Here is an 18,731-nt window from a genome sequence, read left to right on the forward strand (position 1 = left end):
GTCATGAGATGTGCATATCGCATCTGGCTCGATCCGGGCGCAAAACTGGAGGAAATGGGCAGTTCCCCCCATCCGAGTCACCCGGATTAGCCGGTTAAGAGTGGCAGAACGCCTGGATCGAATCCTTCAACGGCCGCCTGCGTGATGAACTGCTCAACTCGTGGCGCTTCGACTCGCTTCTGGAGGCCCGGGTGATCATCGAGGACTGGCGCTGCGATTACAACGCCAACCGACCCCACTCCGCCCACGGCGAACTTACCCCAGCGGAGTTCGCTCTACAGTGGACCACGACCCACCAACCCCAAGTCGCATAGCGACTGGACCACCAAACGGGTCCCCCTCATGTGGACTCGTCAGGTGAGGTGGGACCGATCCCGACGAAGCACCGTGGCGGAATCTTGTCGGGGGATTCCGCCACAATGTTGCTTCGAGCGAGCTGCCGAAGCCGCCGTCCCACTGGCGTCTAAGCCAGAGGTTGAGCGTAATTTGCGGTAGGTCGCCGCCTACGTACGTAATCCGCATGTCACCAACACCGGTAGTCAGTCGCTTTGAATCTGGGCGCCCGCCCTTCTGCTATGTCGCCCCGCCGGATCGGCAGCTGGTCGGCCCACCAACTACTATGTGGGTACGTAATACCCAGGAGTGCGACCCGACGGATTGTGGTGAGGAAAGTGTTGACTGGACGCCGACAGGTAGCGGCGCTGAGCGTGTTCTCGGCTGTCGCGGTACTCGTGACGGCATCGCAGACGAGTGCGCTCAAATCTCGGCTGTCGAATACCGTGACTGCGCCCGGTGCTGTAGAGGTTGAGCAGACGCCGCAGGCCGCACCCAAGCCTCCCGTAATCGAAATCCTCCCCCGCACAGGCGCAAGCGATGTGGTCCCTGTCGGAGCAGTGAAGGTGACCGCGACTGTCGGGACCCTGACCGATGTGCGTATGCAGAACGAACAGGGCAGGGTCGTTGCCGGTCGAATGGTAGGGGGCGGACGCGCCTGGGAGCCCGCCGAGCCACTCGGATACGGACGGTCCTACAAGCTCAGCGCCACGGGCCGGGGCGCTGACGCCCGCACCGTCACGTCCGTTTCGGAGTTTTCTACCGTCGCGCCGCAATCCCAGGTCGGGGTCAGGCTGGGCATGACTAACGGAGCGTCGCTGTCGGAGGGCGCCGTCTACGGTGTCGGAACCGTGATCGTGGCAACCTTCGAGGCCGACATCCCGGACCGAGCTGCGGCCGAATCGCGCCTCCAGGTCAAAACGTCGCCCCACGTAGCCGGTTCCTGGATGTGGGTCAACGATCGCAAGGCGCACTGGCGGCCCCGTGAATATTTTCGTTCCGGTACTGAGGTAACGGTCAAAGCCGATCTCTACGGCACTGATCTGGGTGGTGGATTATTCGGAGAACAGGACAAGCAGGTCAGTTTCCGGATCGGACCGTCTCGTGTCGCCGTCGCCGATGACACGACCAAACAGGTCAGTGTGTACGAAAACGGCCGTTTGGTCCGCACGATGCCGACATCGATGGGCCGGGGCGGGACGCAGACTGTCGGAGGCAAGACAATCGCCTTTTGGACCCAGCCTGGCGTTTATACGGTGATGGAGAAACAGAATCCCGTCTTGATGGACTCCTCGACCTACGGATTGCCCGTCGATTCGGCGTCGGGGTACAAGATCAGCGTCCCGCACGCGGTGCGGATCAGTCCCGACGGCATCTACCTCCATGAGCGCGAAGCGACGGTGTCGGCGCAGGGAAACACCAACGTGTCGGCGGGCTGTTTAAATCTGAGCGCGGAAAACGCCGAGTGGTATTACGAGTTCGCAAATCCGGGCGATGTTGTCGAGGTCCGCAATACCGGCGGCGCACCGCTGGAACAGTGGCAGAACGGAGATTGGTCTGTGCCCTGGGACGAATGGGTAAATGGCAGCGCTTTGCGTCCCTGATCAGTGTTCGATCGAGGCCGAGCATGACAAGTCACTCGCCGCTCTGTCGACGGTAGGGATCGAGAAGCTGATCGACGGGAGCGTAGTCGTCTGTCAGAACTCGCGCGTCGCCGATCCACTTGCGGAGATCTTCGCCGGCAGTGATCGTCCACCCGGTCTTGCGGGTGTTCAGAACGCGCTGAAGCGCGCCCGGGTCAACTGGTCGATCGGAAGCGAGCACGACCAGGTTGCCACCATCGGGTGTCGCCGCGGTATCGACGCCGACGTCGCCGGCCTCGCCGGCGACTATGACGTAGTCGAAAACCTTTGTGAGTGTTGAGACTTCGGCACGCGCGAACGCCAGCTCGCCGTAATCGATGAGATTAGCAACGTACACACCGTCCTTTTTGAGGACTCGACGTATGTCTGTCAGCGACTCCACAGTCGTCAGATGCCACGGCACGCTCACGCCGCCAAAGGCGTCGCCGACGATCAGATCACGGCTGTCGTCATCGAGCCGCGCAAGGCCCAGTCTACCGTCCTCGACGCGTACCTCAATGCCAGCCTCGGAAGCCGATCCGAGTTCGTCTCGGTCTATGCGCACCACGCCACCGTCGATTTCGGACACCACGTTGTGGCTTCCTGGCCGCGTCGCAGCAAGGTACCGCGGGAAGGTGAGGCCGCCCCCACCAAGGTGGTACGCCTCCAAAGCCTTCTTGGAGGGGAAGGATGCGTCGACGACGGAAGCAAAGGCGCGCACGTAGATGAATTGCAGGAGAGCCGGATCTTGGAGGTCTATGTACGAGTGGCGCGCGCCATCGAGCATGAGGGTTCGGCCGCTGTCTCGCTCCGGGTCGGCGATGACGCGGGCGCAATGGTATTTGGTTTCCACGTCGCAGCCGCCGGGTGCGACATAGCCAGCGAGGCCCGCGCCGACGGTTGCAAGCGTTATTACGATGGCGCTTAAGGTGTTCCGTCGGCGCATGCGCGACTCCACAACGATGCCGCCGAGTACCAGTATCGATCCGAGGCCGATGAGTATCACGCTGACTGGCATCCGCGATACGAAGACAAATCCGGTAAGCACGGTGCCGGCGATGGCACCCATGGTGCCTACGCCAGACAGCTGACCGACAATGGTGCCGGTCTGGGCGAGCTTGATCAGGCGCAGCTTGGTCACCATCGGTGTCACCGCCGATAGCAGCGCTCCGGGTGCCAGAATCGTGAGCGTCGCGACTATCAACAGCGTCGCAGGTGCCCATTCGGCCGCCGCGCGGACGGCGGAAGGCGTGAACGCCACGACTACACCTGATACCCCCAGCGATGTTCCCAGCCAGCGGCGCGGATCATCGCGGTCGGCAAGCCGGCCGCCCGCCCAGGACCCAAGGGCAATTGCGGCCAAGGCGATTCCGATGACCAGGGTGCTGGTCTCCAGGGTCAGCCCGAGGTACGGCGCAAGCAACCGCAGCGCGGTGATTTCCACCACCAGCACCGCCGCCGAAGAGGTGAACACAAGGATCGCGGCGGTGCCGGCTCCAACTCCGGGCAGCGGTTGAGATGACGGATGATCTTCGGGTACAGGAGGGGTGCCGGTCACAGTCTCAATCCTGGCAGCACGTCGCCAGTGTCTGCGGACAACAACTGAGAAGGGGGGTGTACCAGTGCCAGCGGTAGCGGCGAGCCGCGGCGAGAGGGAAGGAGTGCAGCAGACATCGACGGGCGAAGGCGGAGCACTGATGTCGACGCGATGCCACGCAGAGGATCTTTTGCTGCCGACGTCAAGCCGGGCAGCAACCGAGTCAGCGGGCTTCGAATCATGTTGAGAAGTAACAAGAGTCGGCGCAATCCGGTTTGGCGTAGCGAACCGTGGCCGTGGAATGATCTACGCCGACCTGGCCTCCCGGCGGCAAAACCCGCGCGGCAGCGACGGACGCTTGCATAACCCATATGACCCGGCTCGTTACACGCGGTCACCAGAAGATACCTGTATACCTGACGAAACTGGCTCAGGGGATAGGGCTGGATGCCCACCGAGGCGGGGTATCGGGCGTCACAGTTCGCTGCTCGTTTTTTGGCGCTCCGCGACTAGCCGCGACATCATCGCGCCGAGCACGAGGCCGATCGTCGTATAAATGACAACCTGGGTGCCGAGCGCGTAAAGCCGGAAATAGTAGAGGACATCGGCGGGAAAGCCCTCATAGACGATCGCGCCTGTAGCGTCGCGCAGCGGTGCCGGTGTTTCGTTGATGGTTGGCAGCGCGAACATGACGATTGCCATCGTCGTTGCATAGGCGCCGGCGGCGGCCAACGCCCCATTAAAGGCACCCAACTTGGCCACCCATCGGCGAGCCAGTACCACCGCGCCGATCAGGAGCGCCCCCGACAGCACCACCATCAACACATACAGCAGCGTGCGCTCACGGACGGTCTGGTCGAGACTCAACGCTGGCGGGTTGGCGGGATATTTTAGGTTGGGTACGACGTACAAGCTCAACAGCATGCCGCCCGCGATGTAGAGCGACAGCAGTCGTGCCGACACATCGCCGACACGACCATAGGCTACGGCGAACACCACCGCGAACAAGGCGCCAATGGCGACGCTGAACGCGAGTAGGCCGAGTCCCATGCCGATGTTCATCTGCACTGTGCGGGTAAACAGGTCGACATTCTCGCCGTGGCCGGCGTGTCCCCCCGGCGAATCCATTGCCTCCCGGGCGGCTCGCACGCCATCTTCGTACTCGATTGCGCGTGCGGTCTGGGGCGCAGCGAATATCCGCGCGAACCCGAATGCCAGTACCCCTGCGGCGGCGCCAGCCAACAGGCCGCGCCAGATGATCTGCTTCTCCATCTCGTTAGTCCCTTTCGGTTTCGGCATAACAAGGAAACGTCGGCAGAGTGGGTCAAACTAGCGGTTCAGTCCACCGACTGGATCGTACGAATGCCTCATCAGATGGCACTCCGATCCTATGCGCGACCCGTCGCCGCCATACATCTATGCGTCGAGAATGCGCGCGAGCGCATCGATTCGGCGCCCTCGGGCTGCTACAGAGAGTGGCCGGCGGCATAGGCTGTAGCCCAGTCTCGCACGCTGCGGGAGTACGGATCGGACTGGTTGTAAGCCCACAGCGCTTTCATCCACCCCTTTGGCGTCGCCAGGTCGCCACCGCGATTGCACAGATAGCCGGCGGCCGACAGCGCAGCATCGTCGACATTGTCGGGACTGACGATGCCGTCGTTGTTGGCGTCGACCCCATACAGCCGCCAGGTCTCCGGGATGAACTGCATAGGCCCCATTGCCTGAGCGAATCCGGGCTCACCGGGGGGCGTACCGCCGCCGCTGTCGATGATGCGCATATTGCCGTTCGAGCCATCAAGGCGCACACCACGAATCGGAGGAGTGACATCCCCGTTCGGGGCGATGGTGGCGCCGCGAAAGGTGCCGTTGCGGCTCTCGACCATGCCGATCCCCGCCAGCGTCGTCCAGGCCAGCTGGCAGTCGGGGTTCTCGACGTGCGCGACCCTGGCCGCATAGGCATATGCCTCCAACGCGGTGGTTGGCATATTGAGCGCCGGAGCCCGTTGTGCAGCCCAGATACGCAACTGGTCGGCGGGTCTGCCGCGGGCAGGATAGTCAATGTAGGGCACCGGCGCGCCCGCGGGCGGTGGAATGCCTTCGGGCATCGAAGTGCCGATCTGGCACGAACAGCTGGACGTCATCAGCACCGCGGTCGCGCCCACAACAGCGACAGTCCGGACACGCACCAGCGACACTGGACTCCCTCAAGCTACTTGTCGACGCCATTGTGCCACGGGGTTTGAGCCTTGGGTTCACCTTGCGCGACGTTGGCGCAGACGTCAGAGCGGTGGCAGAGCCCATCGACCGCTCGACCTCAAGCGGGTAACCCACGATTCTTGAGTACTAGAGCCCGCAGCTCGACGGTGTGATGTCTAGTCCCGCGCGATCGCGCTGGCGCGATCGATCGGGGCTACGCAGCGGGAGATCACGACCATGCAAGGCCTTCCTGCAGTCCTCTGAGCCGACGCGGTCCTTCGAGCTCGTGTCCGCATCAGGACGCCAATGTTATTGAGCGGCAACGGCTACGTAGGCAATGAGCCCGTCGGCTCGGATCGGTATTAATGGCGACCTCGGCCCGTCTAGACCGCGGCAGCGTGACGGTGGAGGCCTCGCCGGTGCCCTTCATCACTGCCGGCGGTGAAGGATCTGCCGTGGGGTTTCACCATGGCGTTTGGTGATTGCCAGCCCTGGGCCGGGGCCCGAGGCCCGCGCTGCCGGTGGTCGGTCTGGGCTGGGGTCCCAGGAGGGTGTTGCAGGTGAACTTAGTACAGCCAGTTCAGTCGATCCGCGACCAGGGCATAGCCGACGTAGGCCACCGTGTTGATGACCCCGTGGGCGATGATCAGTGGCCACAGCCGACCGGTGCGCTGCCACGTGTAGCCGAATACAAGACCCATCACGACGTTGCCCAGCCCGGCGCTGAAGCCTTGATACAGGTGGTAGGTGCCGCGTAAAAGGCTTGACAGCACCAGCGCGGTGACCGGGCGGACCCGCAGTTGGTGCAGCCGGGTGAGCAGAAAACCCACCACGATGATCTCTTCGGCCCAGGCGTTGGCGAACGACACCAAAATGAGGATGGGGATGCGCCACCACGTGTCGTTCAGTTCCGAGGGCACTACCGATGCGCTCAGACCCAATGCGCGGGCGGTGACGTACAGCGCCAGGCCGGGCAGCCCGATGAGGGCCGCGAGCCCGATGCCACCGAGCAGGTCGAGCCGGTACCGTGGTCGGCCCAACCCGATTGCTCCCGGGCCAAATCCACTGCGCCACAATAGGTATACCGCGAGAAAGCCCCAAGCGACCAATTGGAACACGGTCGCAAGATTAAGGCCGAGATCGATGAGGTCGAACGAGGAGCGGCGCGGGTTGAGCGCTACGGTCTGCCCCGCCAGGCCAAGCAACACCGCGTCGATCAGATCCAGGATCGCGGTATAGGCGCTCAGAGCGAACGTCACCATCAACACAACGACGATCTCGATCTGCAGCGGCCGCCGCTGGTCGTCCGTTAGGGCGTCGGGGGCATTCACTGAAGCCACGGTAGCCTGCCGGGTCCAGACCTGCTTGTCGCATAACCTGTCGAGCAAGGGCAGCGGTCAGCGCCCGGATCGTCTGGGGCGCCTCGTTTCTTGATTGCGCGTACCCGTATCAGGACATCACTGGCGCGGTGTCAGGTTCGTGCCGACGGTTCACGGGTCTGTTGGCTTCTCCTGGGCGGGTGTTTATGCGGCCACCGCCCCAGGTGATTCCGGCGAGATCACGCTACCGTGCAGGCCAGGACGATCAGGCAACCGATAAGCCAGAGCGACTGCGGGATGTCGGGGCTGCGCTCGCGTTGGAGGATGGTGATCTCAGCGAGGATTGGGCGAGTGAACTCCGCCTCGGCGAGGATTTCCTGGGCGCCGATTCCGGGGTCGCCCGCCAGATAGATGAGTACGGCGGTGAGGTTTCACCGTCGTGCACACGCAGCCGGCTATTCCAGTCGCCGGCCACGGGGATCGGCTTGGTGGGACACGTAGTGGCCGGCGCCTCTTTTGTCGAGATTGTCGACGATCTGCCCGCGGTCGTTGTCCAGCTCGACTTTACGAGGTCAGTCTCTCCGATCGGACGGAGGCGATGTGTCTTGCCCTCTAAGTGAGGACCCAGGTTCAGATCCGGGGTGTTCTGCTGCGTTCTTCCGGCGGTGTCGCCTACTTTGCCAGAACGCGATCAGACCTCCGAGCGCCAGACCGGCGCCGGCTGCTGTGAGTACAGACGCCTTGGTGTCTGAACCTGCTTTCGCCGCGGGCGCCGGGGGAGAGGGCTCAGCGGTGCTGGGTGCTGCACGGGCTGGCGCGGTTGTGGGTGAAGGCTGTTCGGGGACGCCGGCGATGGTGAAGGTGTATGACCCGGAGACGGGGTGGCCATCTGCTGAGACCACGCGGTAGCTGACGGTGTATAGGCCGTTTGTGAGTCGTTCGGGCCCGACGGCGAGCGTGAGGCGCGGCCCTTCGACGCTTGCCGAGCCCGACACCCAGTTACGACCATCGGCGCTGGTGACGGCGACGTCAGCGAACGCTGGATTGATCTCCTCGGAGAAGTTCAGCACGACGGCGGTCAATGGGGACGCTACGCTCGCGTCCTTGGCCGGGTCAGAACCAACGAGTGAGGTGTGCGCGGCAGCAACCCCGACTCCGGACAGCCAGAAGGCCAGCGCCATGAGTGTGGTCATGACGGCGCGCGTGGCCAGTCTCACAGTCCTCCTTGAGCTTCGCGTCCGCCGCGCCAACACGCCACCCTGTCCGGTACCGACGGACTCGGCGACTGGAACATTCCCTGCAAACCGTGGAAAGCGGGCAACGCTACGGTAGCTGGCTAGTAGCGGCGCACGTTGTAGATCGGCGCCGACGAGATCGGCGCCACCTTCACCGGAGTGCCGTACGTCGAGGCGTGCACCATGTTCCCATCGCCGATGTAGATACCCGCGTGTGAGGCGTCCGAGTAGAAGGTCACTATGTCGCCGGGCTGTACCTCGGTCGTCGCCACGGGTTGTCCGCCCGCCGCGAGCGCCTGACTCGACCGCGGGAGCGATTTGCCGTTCTGCAGAAAGGCCCACTTGATGAGCCCCGAGCAGTCGAAGGCGTCTGGTCCTGTCGCACCCCACGAATAGGGCGCACCCACACGGGTCAACGCCGCCTGCACGACCGCGGCCCCCTCGGGTGAGCTGGACGGACCGGGCCCCACCGGCGGTATCGCCTCGGGCATCGCCATGATGGCCGGGTTGGCCGCTGGCGGGACCGGCGGCGCGGGCGGCACCGGCCCAGGATCGGCAAGCGCTGCGCGTTGATCGGGAGTCAGTGCGCGATATAGCGCCTCTACTTCGGCGATCTGTGTTCGCAGCCGACTCTGCTTCGATTGCAGGCTTGCGCGGACCGCTGACGCCTGCTCCGCGGCAGTACGAGCTGCCAGCGCCGACGACTGCGCGGCGCGCGCTGCGTCGTCGGCACGGGTCGACGCGGCGCGAAAGGCCTTGATGCGGTCCGACATCTGAGTGGCCATCACCCTGCTCGACGAGAGTTCGTCGAGCAGGCGTTGCGGAGACTCCGCGGTCAGCGCCGCGCTGATCGTGCTGGTCGAACCACCCATGTACGACGCGGCCGCCACCTGGTTCACAGCTGCCTGATACTCGCCGAGGTCGGCTCGCGCCGCGGTCATCGCCTCGAGTTCGGCGCGTTGACGATCCTCGGCCCTGCGCTGCGCCGCGAGTTTCGCCTCGAGGTCCAGCTCGGCTGAATACACCGCTTCCGTGGTCTGCTCGGCCTCTCGAGAGAGCTCCGTCAATCGAGCCAAGGCGTCGGCAGCCGGGTCGGCCCACCCAATGCCCGCCGAGTTGCCGAGAGTCAGTGCCAGCACGATCGCCACGACGAGAGCACCCGCAGATCGGCATACCGCGGCAGGGCGGTTCATCCTCAAAACACAGTCCTTACACCGCAGGGACATCTATGGTCTAGCTACGTAGGTCACGGAAAGATTACGAGTAACCGCGGTCAATGTCCACGCCCACGGCGATGCTCATCGGCCTTACGCGCCCCTCGCGCGTGCTCCGTCGCACCAGGCGCGGCTCAAAAACGCACTCCCGCTGAATGTTCCGGTCGAATCGCACCACGGCACCCAACGCCGAAACTATCGTGCAACTACTATGTGAGATAGTAGGTAGCGACTCAGTAGACCGTCTGCGGACTTGGCTTGACGAGGGACGACATGACAAGTGGCACCGCCATCACGGCACGGGTTCATTCCCTGAATCGGCCCAACATGGTCGCCGTGGGGACAATCGTGTGGTTGTCCAGTGAGTTGATGTTCTTCGCCGGTCTGTTCGCGATGTACTTCACCGCTCGTGCCCAGGCCGACGAGTGGCCGCCGCCGCCCACCGAGCTGAACCTCGCGCTCGCGGTGCCGGTGACCTTGGTCCTCATCGCGTCGTCGTTCACTTGCCAGATGGGTGTCTTCGCCGCCGAACGCGGCGACGTGTTCGGCCTGCGCCGGTGGTACGTCGTCACCTTCGTCATGGGATTGTTCTTCGTGCTCGGCCAGGGATACGAGTACCTCAGCCTGGTGCGTGAGGGAACCACGATCGCCGGCAGCGCGTACGGGTCGGTCTTCTACCTCACCACGGGTTTCCACGGGTTGCACGTGATCGGCGGTCTCGTCGCCTTCATCCTGCTGCTCATCCGCACGCGCATGAGTAAGTTCACCCCTGCCCAAGCGACGGCCGCCATCGTGGTGTCCTATTACTGGCACTTCGTCGATATCGTGTGGATCGCGCTCTTTGCCACTATCTACTTCGTGAGATGAACGGGGGCACGCCGCGCAGGTGGTGTCGACGACCCCCGCAGGCCGGAAGGTGGCTCGCGCAGGCGGCCATTGTCGTCGCAGTCGTGGCTACCGTCGTGGGACTCGCCTCGACCGTCGCCTCGACTGTCGCCGCCGGGCCGACGTCTGCGCAGGCCACCTCGACAGCCCCACCACGCCCCGCCGGCCCGACGCCCACCAAACACTCCTACGACGACACGCACACCGGCCAACAACCCGAAGTCGCGAACCCGGCGCTGTGGATCCTGGCGGGCGCCGTCGCGGGATTGATCGCGATCGCCGCCGCCATGTTGAGAGCGGGCAAACCCGTACGCCATCACCTCAGCCGGGGCCCGTGAACTGCACGGCGAGTGGCGCCTCATCGATGTCGTCCCGTTTCCGCGGTTACGTCGTTGCGCTACATTCTACGTAGTATCTACGTAGAACGTGCCGTGCGGACCCGGCTCTCTGGCTGCAGGGCCGCCGCCGTTGCTCGCCCGAGCAGCCGCGGCGCCGGCGCCGAACGTCCAGTCAAGGAGGTCGTCGGGTCGATGCCACAGGTCACGCAATACGTCGCGCGTCTTCAAGCCGGCGTTCCGTACCGCAGAAAGCTCCGGGTAAGTGGCACTTGAAATGACTCTTCGACTCACCGATGCGCCCCGAACGTCGCCGGCGAGGCTGGACATGGGCATTGAGCGTTGGCGACGGCGGCGACCCCCGACACGTTGGTTACTGGTGATACGGCGTGGCATCGCCGCGGGTCTGAGCGCGGTACTGTTCGGCGCCGCGGTGTCTGGGTGCTCCAGCGGAGATGACGCCGTCGCGCAGGGTGGCACGTTCGAGTTCATATCGCCGGGCGGGCAGGTCGACATCTTCTACGATCCGCCGCAGAGTCGTGGTCGCCCGGGGCCGATACGCGGACCCGACCTGATGGACCCCAACCGCACGTTGTCACTTGATGACTTCGCCGAGCAGGTGGTGGTGATCAACGTGTGGGGTCAGTGGTGCGGCCCCTGTCGCACCGAGATGCCGGAATTGCAAAGGGTGTACGACGCGACCCGGAATGAGGGAGTCGCCTTCCTGGGCATCGACGTTCGCGATAACAATCGCCAAGCTGCGGTTGACTTCATCGTCGATCGCAACGTCACCTTCCCGTCGATCTACGACCCACCGATGCGCACGATGATCGCCTTGGGCGCGAGGTATCCCACCACCGTTATCCCGTCCACCATCGTCTTGGACCGGTCGCATCGCGTCGCCGCGGTGTTCCTGCGGGCGCTGCTCGCCGAGGATCTCGAACCGGTGGTCCGTCGCCTTGCCGCCGAGACCGCAACCGGCTGAGGCCCCCCGCGATGAATGGCGACCCCGCCCCGGCTGCACGTCGCCGCGGGGCGCGGCCGACACTCGGGCGCAACGCTGCGACGCGATGGTGGGCTGCCCCGTGATCGGTCAGGTGGTGCTCCCCACCTCACCGCCGTCGCTATGGGCGATGCTCGGTTGGTTACCGCCACCGGTTCCGATACTGCCGGTATTGGCAATTGTTTTGGCGGTGTGGTACCTGCTCGCCGTTCGAGTCGTCAGATCCCGTGGCCGCCAGTGGGCCTGGACGCGCACGGCGAGCTTCCTGGCCGGCTGTATCGCCTTGGCGGCGGTGACGGGCCTGGCCATCGACGGCTACGGCTACCGACTGTTCAGTGCCTTCATGTTCCAGCATCTCACGCTGTCGATTCTTGTTCCGCCGCTGCTCGTGCTGGGTGCGCCCGGCCGGCTGCTACTCAGGTCCACGCCCCATCGTGGACTCGGACGCTACGTCATGATCTCCGCGCTGGGCGGACTGCGCTGCCGGGCGAGCAGGATCGTGCTGCACCCCGGCTTCACCATTCCGGTGTTCCTGTTGAGCTACTACGGCCTGTACCTTTCCGATCTCTTCGACGCGGCGGCGGCCAGCGTGGCCGGACACGTCACACTGCAGGTGTTCTTCCTCGCCAGCGGCCTATTGTTCATCCTGCCGATCCTGTCGACCGGTCCCTTGCCGGTCCGGCAGAGCAACCTGGGCCGCTTCTTCGACATCTTCGTCGAAATGCCGTTGCACGTCTTCATCGGCGTCATCTTGATGATGGCACCGCGGACGCTCACCGAGACCTTCTCCCAACCTCCGCCGGACTGGAACGTCGACCCCGTCGCCGACCAGGGGGTCGCCGGCGCCTTGGCGTGGTCCTACGGCGAGCCCGTCGCGCTGCTGACTACAGTGATCTTCGCCATCCGGTGGCGCCGTGACGAGGAGTCGGAGTCGAAGAAAAGGGAGGCCGACGTCGAACGCGACGACGCGGAACTGGCTGCCTACAACGCGTTTCTGCGCGGACTGCACCAACAGCGGCGACCACCTACTGACTTGCCGAGCACCGCCAACGAGCACGACTGACGCCGTGGTGACAACGCGCCAGCCATCATCCCGGCGCCATGACCGAGGTTGTCGCAGCGACACTCGTCAGCGCTGCAGGGTCTCCATGACGGAAATCTCGAATTGCTGGCTTTCGATGAGCGACCGGGCGATCGCGATCGCCCCAGGATTCGACCCTGACTGAAGTTCATCACGCGCGACCGAGATGGTGAAACGGTGCTGCCTGATCATCAGTTCGAGATACACGCCCGCCGCACCCACCCCGGTCGCGTTGGTCAAGCGACCGACGTCGGCATCGACCGCGAGGGGATGTTCACCCGGCCCAACGGCGACGCTGGGTGCGGCTGCCGGAGGACGGGACCCGACGGTCATGGGGGCGAATCCCCAATCCAGCAGAAGCGCCTGCAGCTCATTGACATGGGTGGTGCTGTTCGCGCTGATTCGTCTGGCGATGTCGCTGATTTCGGTTGGGACACCCTGTTTGCCGATGGTCTGGTTGCTCAGTGCAACAGCTTGAGCGCTGTGATCGATGATGTCGCGGGCGAACAACACGTCGAACCGAGTGTGCGCCTGTTCGGTGATGGCAACCGCGCCGCTGGATAGACCCGGCGACGAACCACCTTCGGCATCGCCGCATCCCGCGAGGGGAATCGTGATTACAACTCCGAGTACCGCACATACTCCGCGAACCCGGCGGCCGGTGGCGGTAGTGAGATCGGCGCGCACGCAGCCTATCTCAGCGTCGCCGCATCTCCGGGAAGGCGACGATCGTTCCCGTAGGCGCGGGCTGGGAGGCCCGCCTGCACCGTGTTCGTGAACCATCGCCGCACCTCGTATCGGGTGACCGTGAACGGATGGTCACATACGTATTGACATAGTAGATTGGTGGCGTGAAGAGCGCACTGGCCGTGTCCTGCCACGGACCGCGGGCGAGTTGGAACCAGGAGCGCCGCGAGCCGCTGAGGGGTCGACTGGCTCGCCGATGTATCGTGACGGCGCTACTGCTGGCCCTGGGGTTGGCGGTGTTGGCCTTGCTGGTGGCCGACCCGGCGGCCGCTCACCTCGCGGGCCTGGCCGGCCTCCCGCATTTCTAGCCAGCCGCGGAAGCACCACGACCCTGCCGTAGCCGCATTTCCGGCGCAATGGTGCCGTGCAGCACTGTATTTGGGATGGGCCAAGAATGTCGGGAAGTCGTTGAGCTCGGTGAGCCGCTCACGCGAAGCAGATCAGTACGCCCGATAGCGACAGAGTGACGATCGCCAAGGGTGTGGCGGCCATCGCCGCTACTGCGCCGCTGAGCGTGACTTGGGTCTGGATGCGGGCGAAGCGTCGTGGTGGCTTCGATAACCGCTCTGCACGGGCGAGCACCGCGATACCGGCGGCGGCCAGACCGTGAGCCGGGGTGGTGGCGCCCGAGAGGGTTAACAAGCCCGCGAGCAGCGGCTGACGGCCGTGGTGACGAGCGGCCGCATCGTCGGCGCACATCTCCAACAGAGAACTGATGTGGCTGGCAGCGCTCGCGAAGAGCCCGCATGTGGGCAGCGCGGTGGTCAGGCCGCGCGCCGCGGCGACGATGTAGGCGTGCCGCCCGTCGAGGTGAGCACGCTCGTGGGCGACGACGGCCGCCAATTGGTTTTCATCGAGCGCGGCCATAGCCGCGGTCGTCACCACGATCGCCGGTGGGCGCCCCGCCACGCAATACGCCGCAGGCTCGGATGCCTCGATGACCACAACGTCGCTGCCGTACGACCTGCCCACCAGGCGCACGGCGTCGGCGTGCGCGAAGGTGTGGGTGCGCATGCGGCCCAGAGCGCGGCCGATTCGACAGACGACGGCGATCAGACTGCCGACTGCAATGGCCACTGCGACGGTCGCGACGATTCGGGCCGGCCACCCGGCGTGGCCCACGAGAATCGCGCCGAGACGTTCCAGGCACGTGACGAGCAGCGCGTCGGGGCTGTCCCAATGCCCAGCGGCCTCGACGAGCAGCAGCGCGACGGCGGCAACCGAGCAGCCGAGCACCGTCACGACAGCGGTGATCCACGCGGCTATCGCCAGGCGCGGAGCCCCGCCGTCGGCGGTGATATGAACCAGCAGCTTCGGTCCGATCGCCAGGACCGCCGCGACGTAGAGCAGCAACGCCGCCGCGACGGTCATCGGCGCGACTTGCGGGCCAGGCGCCGCAGCGCAGCACGCAAGTCAGCGGATTCCTCCGCGTCTATTTGCGCCACGAAATGACTCAGAACCGCCTCCGATCGACCGCCGCCGCTCAGTGCCTCCAGCATGAGTCGTGCACTGTGCTCCTCGCGAGTCAGGGTCGGCCGGTAGCGATACGCCTTGCCGTCGCGTTCACGCGACAGCCAACCCTTGCCGTGCAAGTTGTCCATCGTCGACATCACTGTGGTGTACGCGATGTGCCGTTCGGTGTTCAACTCGTCGAAGATGTCCCTGACCGTGGTGTCGGCGTCGGGGTCACGATTCCAGAGGCGATCCATGATCGACGCCTCGAGTTCTCCGAAGCCACGCACCCGCGCCATGATCGAACCTCCTGAATTGGTCAGTAGGTAGCTTACGGTGTCGACCGGCGTGCCGGTGCTGGAGTCGGACGCACTGCGCCGACTGCGATCGCGTAGCGGCCAGCCGGCCTCGGCCATGTACTGAGGACGTCAGTAGCTGACTGTGCTCGCATTGTGGCGCCGGTCGGGCAGCGGCCCTAGTCGTTGGGGATGCCCCGTTCCCCCAACCACGCCATCGGGTCGATCTTGTCAGTTCCATTGAGATGCACCTCGAAGTGCAGATGCGGTCCTGTCGAGTTGCCTCGGTTGCCCATGGTGGCGATCTGGTCGCCGGCCATCACCCGCTGGCCGGTTTGCACATTGGTGGTGTCGATGTGCCCGTAGAGCGTCACCGTGCCGTCCGCGGCACGAATCTTGACCCACATGCCGAAACCCGGTGTCGGACCGGAGGCTATGACCTCGCCGTCGGATGCGGCGTAGATCGGAGTGCCGACGGCGTTGGCGATGTCGAGTCCGGCGTGCAGGGTGCCCCACCGGGCTCCAAAGCCCGAAGTCAAGATGCCTCGGGAAGGAAAAGCGAACTGTGGGCGCCGAAGCCGCGCCTCGCGCTGTGCCCGCTCCTGCGCGTAGGCCGTGCCGTTGGCCAATTCCTGTCGATGGATCCCGGCATCAAAGCTGTTCGCCACTGGGACGATCTGCATCCCCGAGGGGCCGGGGAGGGCGGCCGGGGACGCCGCAGTGTCGGCGACCAAAACCGGCTGCTGCGCCTCGGTGGCGTCGTCGGCTGCGTTCGCTGCGGCGGCGATCGCGCCGACGGCGATGGCCGTGATGACCAGCCTGCTGTGCGCCGCGCCGGCGGCCTCAGGGGTCTTTCGATGCGCCCCGCCAGAGGCGCGGACGTTACTACCCGAAAGCGCCCGGCGAGACGGCCGTGGGCATTCCCGAAGATGTGCCCCGCCGACGTGAATCGGCACGGTCGGCGGCGCTGTGTTCGTCGAACCTGTCGGTGCGAGCAGCAGCCGGGGCGACTCATCAGCCAAATCGTTGAGATCGTCGAGTTCAGGTGCGCTCAACACCTCGAAGTCGATGGCGAACGGATCGCTGCGACAACTGGCCATATCCATCAACGCGCCGAACTCGCCGAAGGCGATGATCTCGGTGACGTCGGTGGCCCCACGATCGGCCGCCGCATCTGGTCGCGCGATCCGGTGATGCACCAATTCGAGACGATCCTTTGCCGTTACCGATTCGTTATCTGGTTGGCGAGACGCTAACCGAACGCCCGCGATTGGGCAAGCCGTCGACCGTCGATGAACGCCCAGCCCAACATCGCGTTTCGCGGATTAGTTTGGTAAACAATCGGTTTGATCACCGAACCCGCAACAACGTGAACGGTCTTTCGACTCGGTACGTACGTAGTAGAACGTAATGTGAGGGCCACCGTCTGGGCCGGGCGTCGTTCGGTGACCACCTCGAAACAGCTACCACGCCGCCGCGAGACCCGGCAACGCCTGACGCACCGGGGGTGGCCCCAAGAGTGCTGAGCCGGAGCGGGTGCGAGTGCTCGGCACCCGCCCCGGCAGGACACCCGTCACCGGGCGATGTGGCTCACTGACGGATCCAGAATTTTTCAACTACGCAAGTTAGTACTAAGCTACGCAGTAGGATAACCTACGTATCTAGTCAGTAGATAGTGGGAACGCGGTCCGAGCCCGTGGCGGAAGGGTTTTAATGGTCGCCGATGCGCCATCGGTCGGGGAACTTGAGGCACGCCGTCCTTTTCCGGCCCGGATGGGCCCCAAAGGCAACCTGATCTACCGGTTGATCACGACCACCGATCACAAGTTGATCGGGATGATGTATTGCGTTGCGTGTTTCGCGTTCTTCCTCATCGGTGGGTTGATGGCGCTGTTCATCCGCACCGAATTGGCGGTGCCGGGGCTGCAGTTCCTGTCCAATGAGCAGTACAACCAGCTGTTCACCATGCACGGCACGGTGATGCTGCTGTTCTACGCGACGCCGATCGTGTTCGGCTTCGCGAACCTGGTGCTGCCGCTGCAGATCGGCGCGCCCGATGTCGCGTTCCCGCGACTGAACGCATTCTCGTTCTGGCTGTTCCTGTTCGGTGCACTGATCGCCACCGCCGGTTTCATCACCCCGGGCGGTGCCGCGGATTTCGGCTGGACCGCCTACACACCCTTGTCTAGTGCGATCAATTCACCAGGCGCCGGCGCCGACCTCTGGATTCTCGGCCTGATCGTCGGCGGGCTGGGCACGATTCTAGGCGCGGTCAACATGATCACCACCGTGGTGTGTATGCGTGCGCCGGGCATGACGATGTTCCGGATGCCGATCTTCACCTGGAACATCCTGGTGACGTCGATCCTGGTGCTGCTGGCGTTTCCGCTGCTGACCGCGGCGCTGTTCGCGTTGGCCGCCGACCGCCACCTCGGCGCACACGTGTACGACCCGGCGAACGGCGGTGTGTTGCTGTGGCAGCACCTGTTCTGGTTCTTCGGCCACCCCGAGGTGTACATCATCGCGTTGCCGTTCTTCGGCATCGTCAGCGAGATCTTCCCGGTGTTCAGCCGCAAGCCGATCTTCGGCTACACCACGCTGATCTACGCGACGCTGGGCATCGCGGCGCTGTCGGTGGCGGTCTGGGCCCACCACATGTACGCCACCGGTGCGGTCCTGCTGCCGTTCTTCTCGTTCATGACGTTCCTGATCGCGGTCCCGACGGGCATCAAGTTCTTCAACTGGATCGGCACGATGTGGAAGGGCCAGTTGACGTTCGAGACACCGATGCTGTTCTCCGTCGGGTTCATCGTCACGTTCCTGCTCGGTGGGCTCTCAGGTGTGCTGCTGGCCAGCCCGCCGATCGACTTCCAGGTCACCGACAGCTACTTCGTCATCGCGCACTTCCACTACGTGCTGTTCGGCACCATCGTGTTCGCCACCTACGCGGGCATCTATTTCTGGTTCCCGAAGATGACGGGCCGACTGCTCGACGAGCGGCTGGGCAAGCTGCACTTCTGGCTGACGTTCATCGGCTTCCACACGACGTTCCTGGTGCAGCACTGGCTGGGCAACGAGGGCATGCCGCGCCGCTACGCCGACTACCTGCCCAGCGACGGCTTCACCACGCTCAACATCGTGTCCACCATCGGTGCATTCATTCTCGGTGCCTCGACGCTGCCGTTCCTGTGGAACATCTTCAAGAGCTGGCGTTACGGCGAGGTCGTCACCGTCGACGATCCGTGGGGGTACGGCAACTCGCTGGAGTGGGCGACCAGTTGCCCGCCGCCACGGCACAACTTCACCGAGCTGCCCCGGATCCGTTCGGAGCGTCCGGCGTTCGAGCTGCACTACCCGCACATGGTGGAACGGATGCGCCGCGAAGCCCACGTGGGGCGCGCCCGCGGCCCCGAAGACGGCGACGTCACGCGCCTCGACGACGCTCAAGTGCGCACCTAAACCGGCTCCGCAATGAT

The 18,731-nt window shown here is 64.5% G+C and carries 17 protein-coding genes and 2 pseudogenes; 8 read left to right on the top strand and 11 right to left on the bottom strand.

Annotation, left to right across the window (positions count from 1 at the left end):
• Positions 1-104 precede the first annotated feature (104 nt).
• Together BN976_RS32820 and BN976_RS22600 are read left to right on the top strand one after the other, a co-directional pair.
• A pseudogene (locus BN976_RS32820) lies at positions 105-314 on the top strand (integrase core domain-containing protein); the annotation flags it as partial.
• Positions 315-671: 357 nt separating this feature from the next.
• The gene (locus BN976_RS22600; RefSeq protein WP_011780896.1) at positions 672-1,937 is read left to right on the top strand and encodes a L,D-transpeptidase; all 1,266 of its coding nucleotides are present in this window, start codon (positions 672-674) and stop codon (positions 1,935-1,937) included.
• Between the two features lie 31 nt (positions 1,938-1,968).
• Here BN976_RS22600 and BN976_RS22605 read toward each other — a convergent pair whose 3' ends face one another.
• From BN976_RS22605 to ripC, 7 genes and pseudogenes are all read right to left on the bottom strand, one after another.
• Complete coding sequence (locus BN976_RS22605) at positions 1,969-3,513, bottom strand: fused MFS/spermidine synthase (RefSeq protein ID WP_011780895.1); 1,545 nt, start codon at positions 3,511-3,513, stop codon at positions 1,969-1,971.
• Between the two features lie 453 nt (positions 3,514-3,966).
• Entirely contained in the window at positions 3,967-4,764 is a 798-nt protein-coding gene (locus BN976_RS22610; RefSeq protein WP_036374356.1) for a CbtA family protein, read from the bottom strand.
• 194 nt (positions 4,765-4,958) lie between these two features.
• The gene (locus BN976_RS22615) at positions 4,959-5,687 is read right to left on the bottom strand and encodes a lytic transglycosylase domain-containing protein (protein WP_011780894.1); all 729 of its coding nucleotides are present in this window, start codon (positions 5,685-5,687) and stop codon (positions 4,959-4,961) included.
• A gap of 567 nt (positions 5,688-6,254) precedes the next feature.
• Positions 6,255-7,028, bottom strand: a complete 774-nt coding sequence (locus BN976_RS22620) for a CPBP family intramembrane glutamic endopeptidase (protein WP_011780893.1) — start codon at positions 7,026-7,028, stop codon at positions 6,255-6,257.
• A 109-nt stretch (positions 7,029-7,137) separates the two neighbouring features.
• A pseudogene (locus tag BN976_RS34475) lies at positions 7,138-7,564 on the bottom strand (hypothetical protein); the annotation flags it as partial.
• A gap of 15 nt (positions 7,565-7,579) precedes the next feature.
• The gene (locus BN976_RS32830; RefSeq protein ID WP_308212982.1) at positions 7,580-8,200 is read right to left on the bottom strand and encodes a copper resistance CopC family protein; all 621 of its coding nucleotides are present in this window, start codon (positions 8,198-8,200) and stop codon (positions 7,580-7,582) included.
• A gap of 143 nt (positions 8,201-8,343) precedes the next feature.
• Positions 8,344-9,435, bottom strand: a complete 1,092-nt coding sequence (gene ripC / locus BN976_RS22630) for a peptidoglycan hydrolase RipC (protein WP_220096305.1) — start codon at positions 9,433-9,435, stop codon at positions 8,344-8,346.
• A 294-nt stretch (positions 9,436-9,729) separates the two neighbouring features.
• Here ripC and ctaE point away from each other — a divergent pair, with 294 nt between their 5' ends.
• From ctaE to BN976_RS22650, 4 genes are all read left to right on the top strand, one after another.
• Positions 9,730-10,323: an aa3-type cytochrome oxidase subunit III gene (gene ctaE / locus BN976_RS22635; RefSeq protein ID WP_011767858.1), complete on the top strand. Its 594-nt coding sequence runs from the start codon at positions 9,730-9,732 to the stop codon at positions 10,321-10,323.
• Between the two features lie 83 nt (positions 10,324-10,406).
• The gene (locus BN976_RS22640; RefSeq protein WP_234714147.1) at positions 10,407-10,679 is read left to right on the top strand and encodes a hypothetical protein; all 273 of its coding nucleotides are present in this window, start codon (positions 10,407-10,409) and stop codon (positions 10,677-10,679) included.
• A 325-nt stretch (positions 10,680-11,004) separates the two neighbouring features.
• Complete coding sequence (locus BN976_RS22645) at positions 11,005-11,661, top strand: TlpA disulfide reductase family protein (RefSeq protein WP_011780889.1); 657 nt, start codon at positions 11,005-11,007, stop codon at positions 11,659-11,661.
• An 85-nt stretch (positions 11,662-11,746) separates the two neighbouring features.
• Positions 11,747-12,742 (top strand): cytochrome c oxidase assembly protein, encoded by a 996-nt coding sequence (locus BN976_RS22650; protein WP_036374369.1) that lies wholly within the window; start codon positions 11,747-11,749, stop codon positions 12,740-12,742.
• A 66-nt stretch (positions 12,743-12,808) separates the two neighbouring features.
• On the opposite strand, the gene BN976_RS22655 is transcribed toward BN976_RS22650, so the two are convergent.
• The gene (locus BN976_RS22655; RefSeq protein ID WP_011780887.1) at positions 12,809-13,447 is read right to left on the bottom strand and encodes a DUF305 domain-containing protein; all 639 of its coding nucleotides are present in this window, start codon (positions 13,445-13,447) and stop codon (positions 12,809-12,811) included.
• A 164-nt stretch (positions 13,448-13,611) separates the two neighbouring features.
• On the opposite strand from BN976_RS22655, the gene BN976_RS33640 reads away from it, so the two are divergent.
• Positions 13,612-13,815 carry a hypothetical protein gene (locus BN976_RS33640; RefSeq protein ID WP_145977981.1) on the top strand — a complete coding sequence of 68 codons (204 nt, stop codon included), beginning with the start codon at positions 13,612-13,614 and terminating at the stop codon, positions 13,813-13,815.
• A gap of 118 nt (positions 13,816-13,933) precedes the next feature.
• Here the strand turns inward: BN976_RS33640 and BN976_RS22660 are convergent, their stop codons facing one another.
• The 3 genes from BN976_RS22660 to BN976_RS22670 all read right to left on the bottom strand — a co-directional run bounded on the left by BN976_RS22660 (position 13,934) and on the right by BN976_RS22670 (position 16,457).
• Complete coding sequence (locus tag BN976_RS22660) at positions 13,934-14,878, bottom strand: M56 family metallopeptidase (RefSeq protein WP_011780886.1); 945 nt, start codon at positions 14,876-14,878, stop codon at positions 13,934-13,936.
• Positions 14,875-15,258 carry a BlaI/MecI/CopY family transcriptional regulator gene (locus BN976_RS22665; protein WP_036374872.1) on the bottom strand — a complete coding sequence of 128 codons (384 nt, stop codon included), beginning with the start codon at positions 15,256-15,258 and terminating at the stop codon, positions 14,875-14,877. The genes BN976_RS22660 and BN976_RS22665 overlap by 4 nt, the downstream gene beginning before the upstream one ends.
• Before the next feature lie 176 nt (positions 15,259-15,434).
• The gene (locus BN976_RS22670; protein ID WP_011780884.1) at positions 15,435-16,457 is read right to left on the bottom strand and encodes a M23 family metallopeptidase; all 1,023 of its coding nucleotides are present in this window, start codon (positions 16,455-16,457) and stop codon (positions 15,435-15,437) included.
• Between the two features lie 511 nt (positions 16,458-16,968).
• Between BN976_RS22670 and ctaD the strand changes: the two genes are divergently transcribed.
• Entirely contained in the window at positions 16,969-18,714 is a 1,746-nt protein-coding gene (ctaD, locus tag BN976_RS22675; protein ID WP_011780883.1) for an aa3-type cytochrome oxidase subunit I, read from the top strand.
• The last annotated feature ends 17 nt before the right edge of the window (positions 18,715-18,731 follow it).

This window comes from Mycolicibacterium austroafricanum, from assembly GCF_000612725.1.
Classification (GTDB): Bacteria; Actinomycetota; Actinomycetes; order Mycobacteriales; family Mycobacteriaceae; genus Mycobacterium; species Mycobacterium austroafricanum.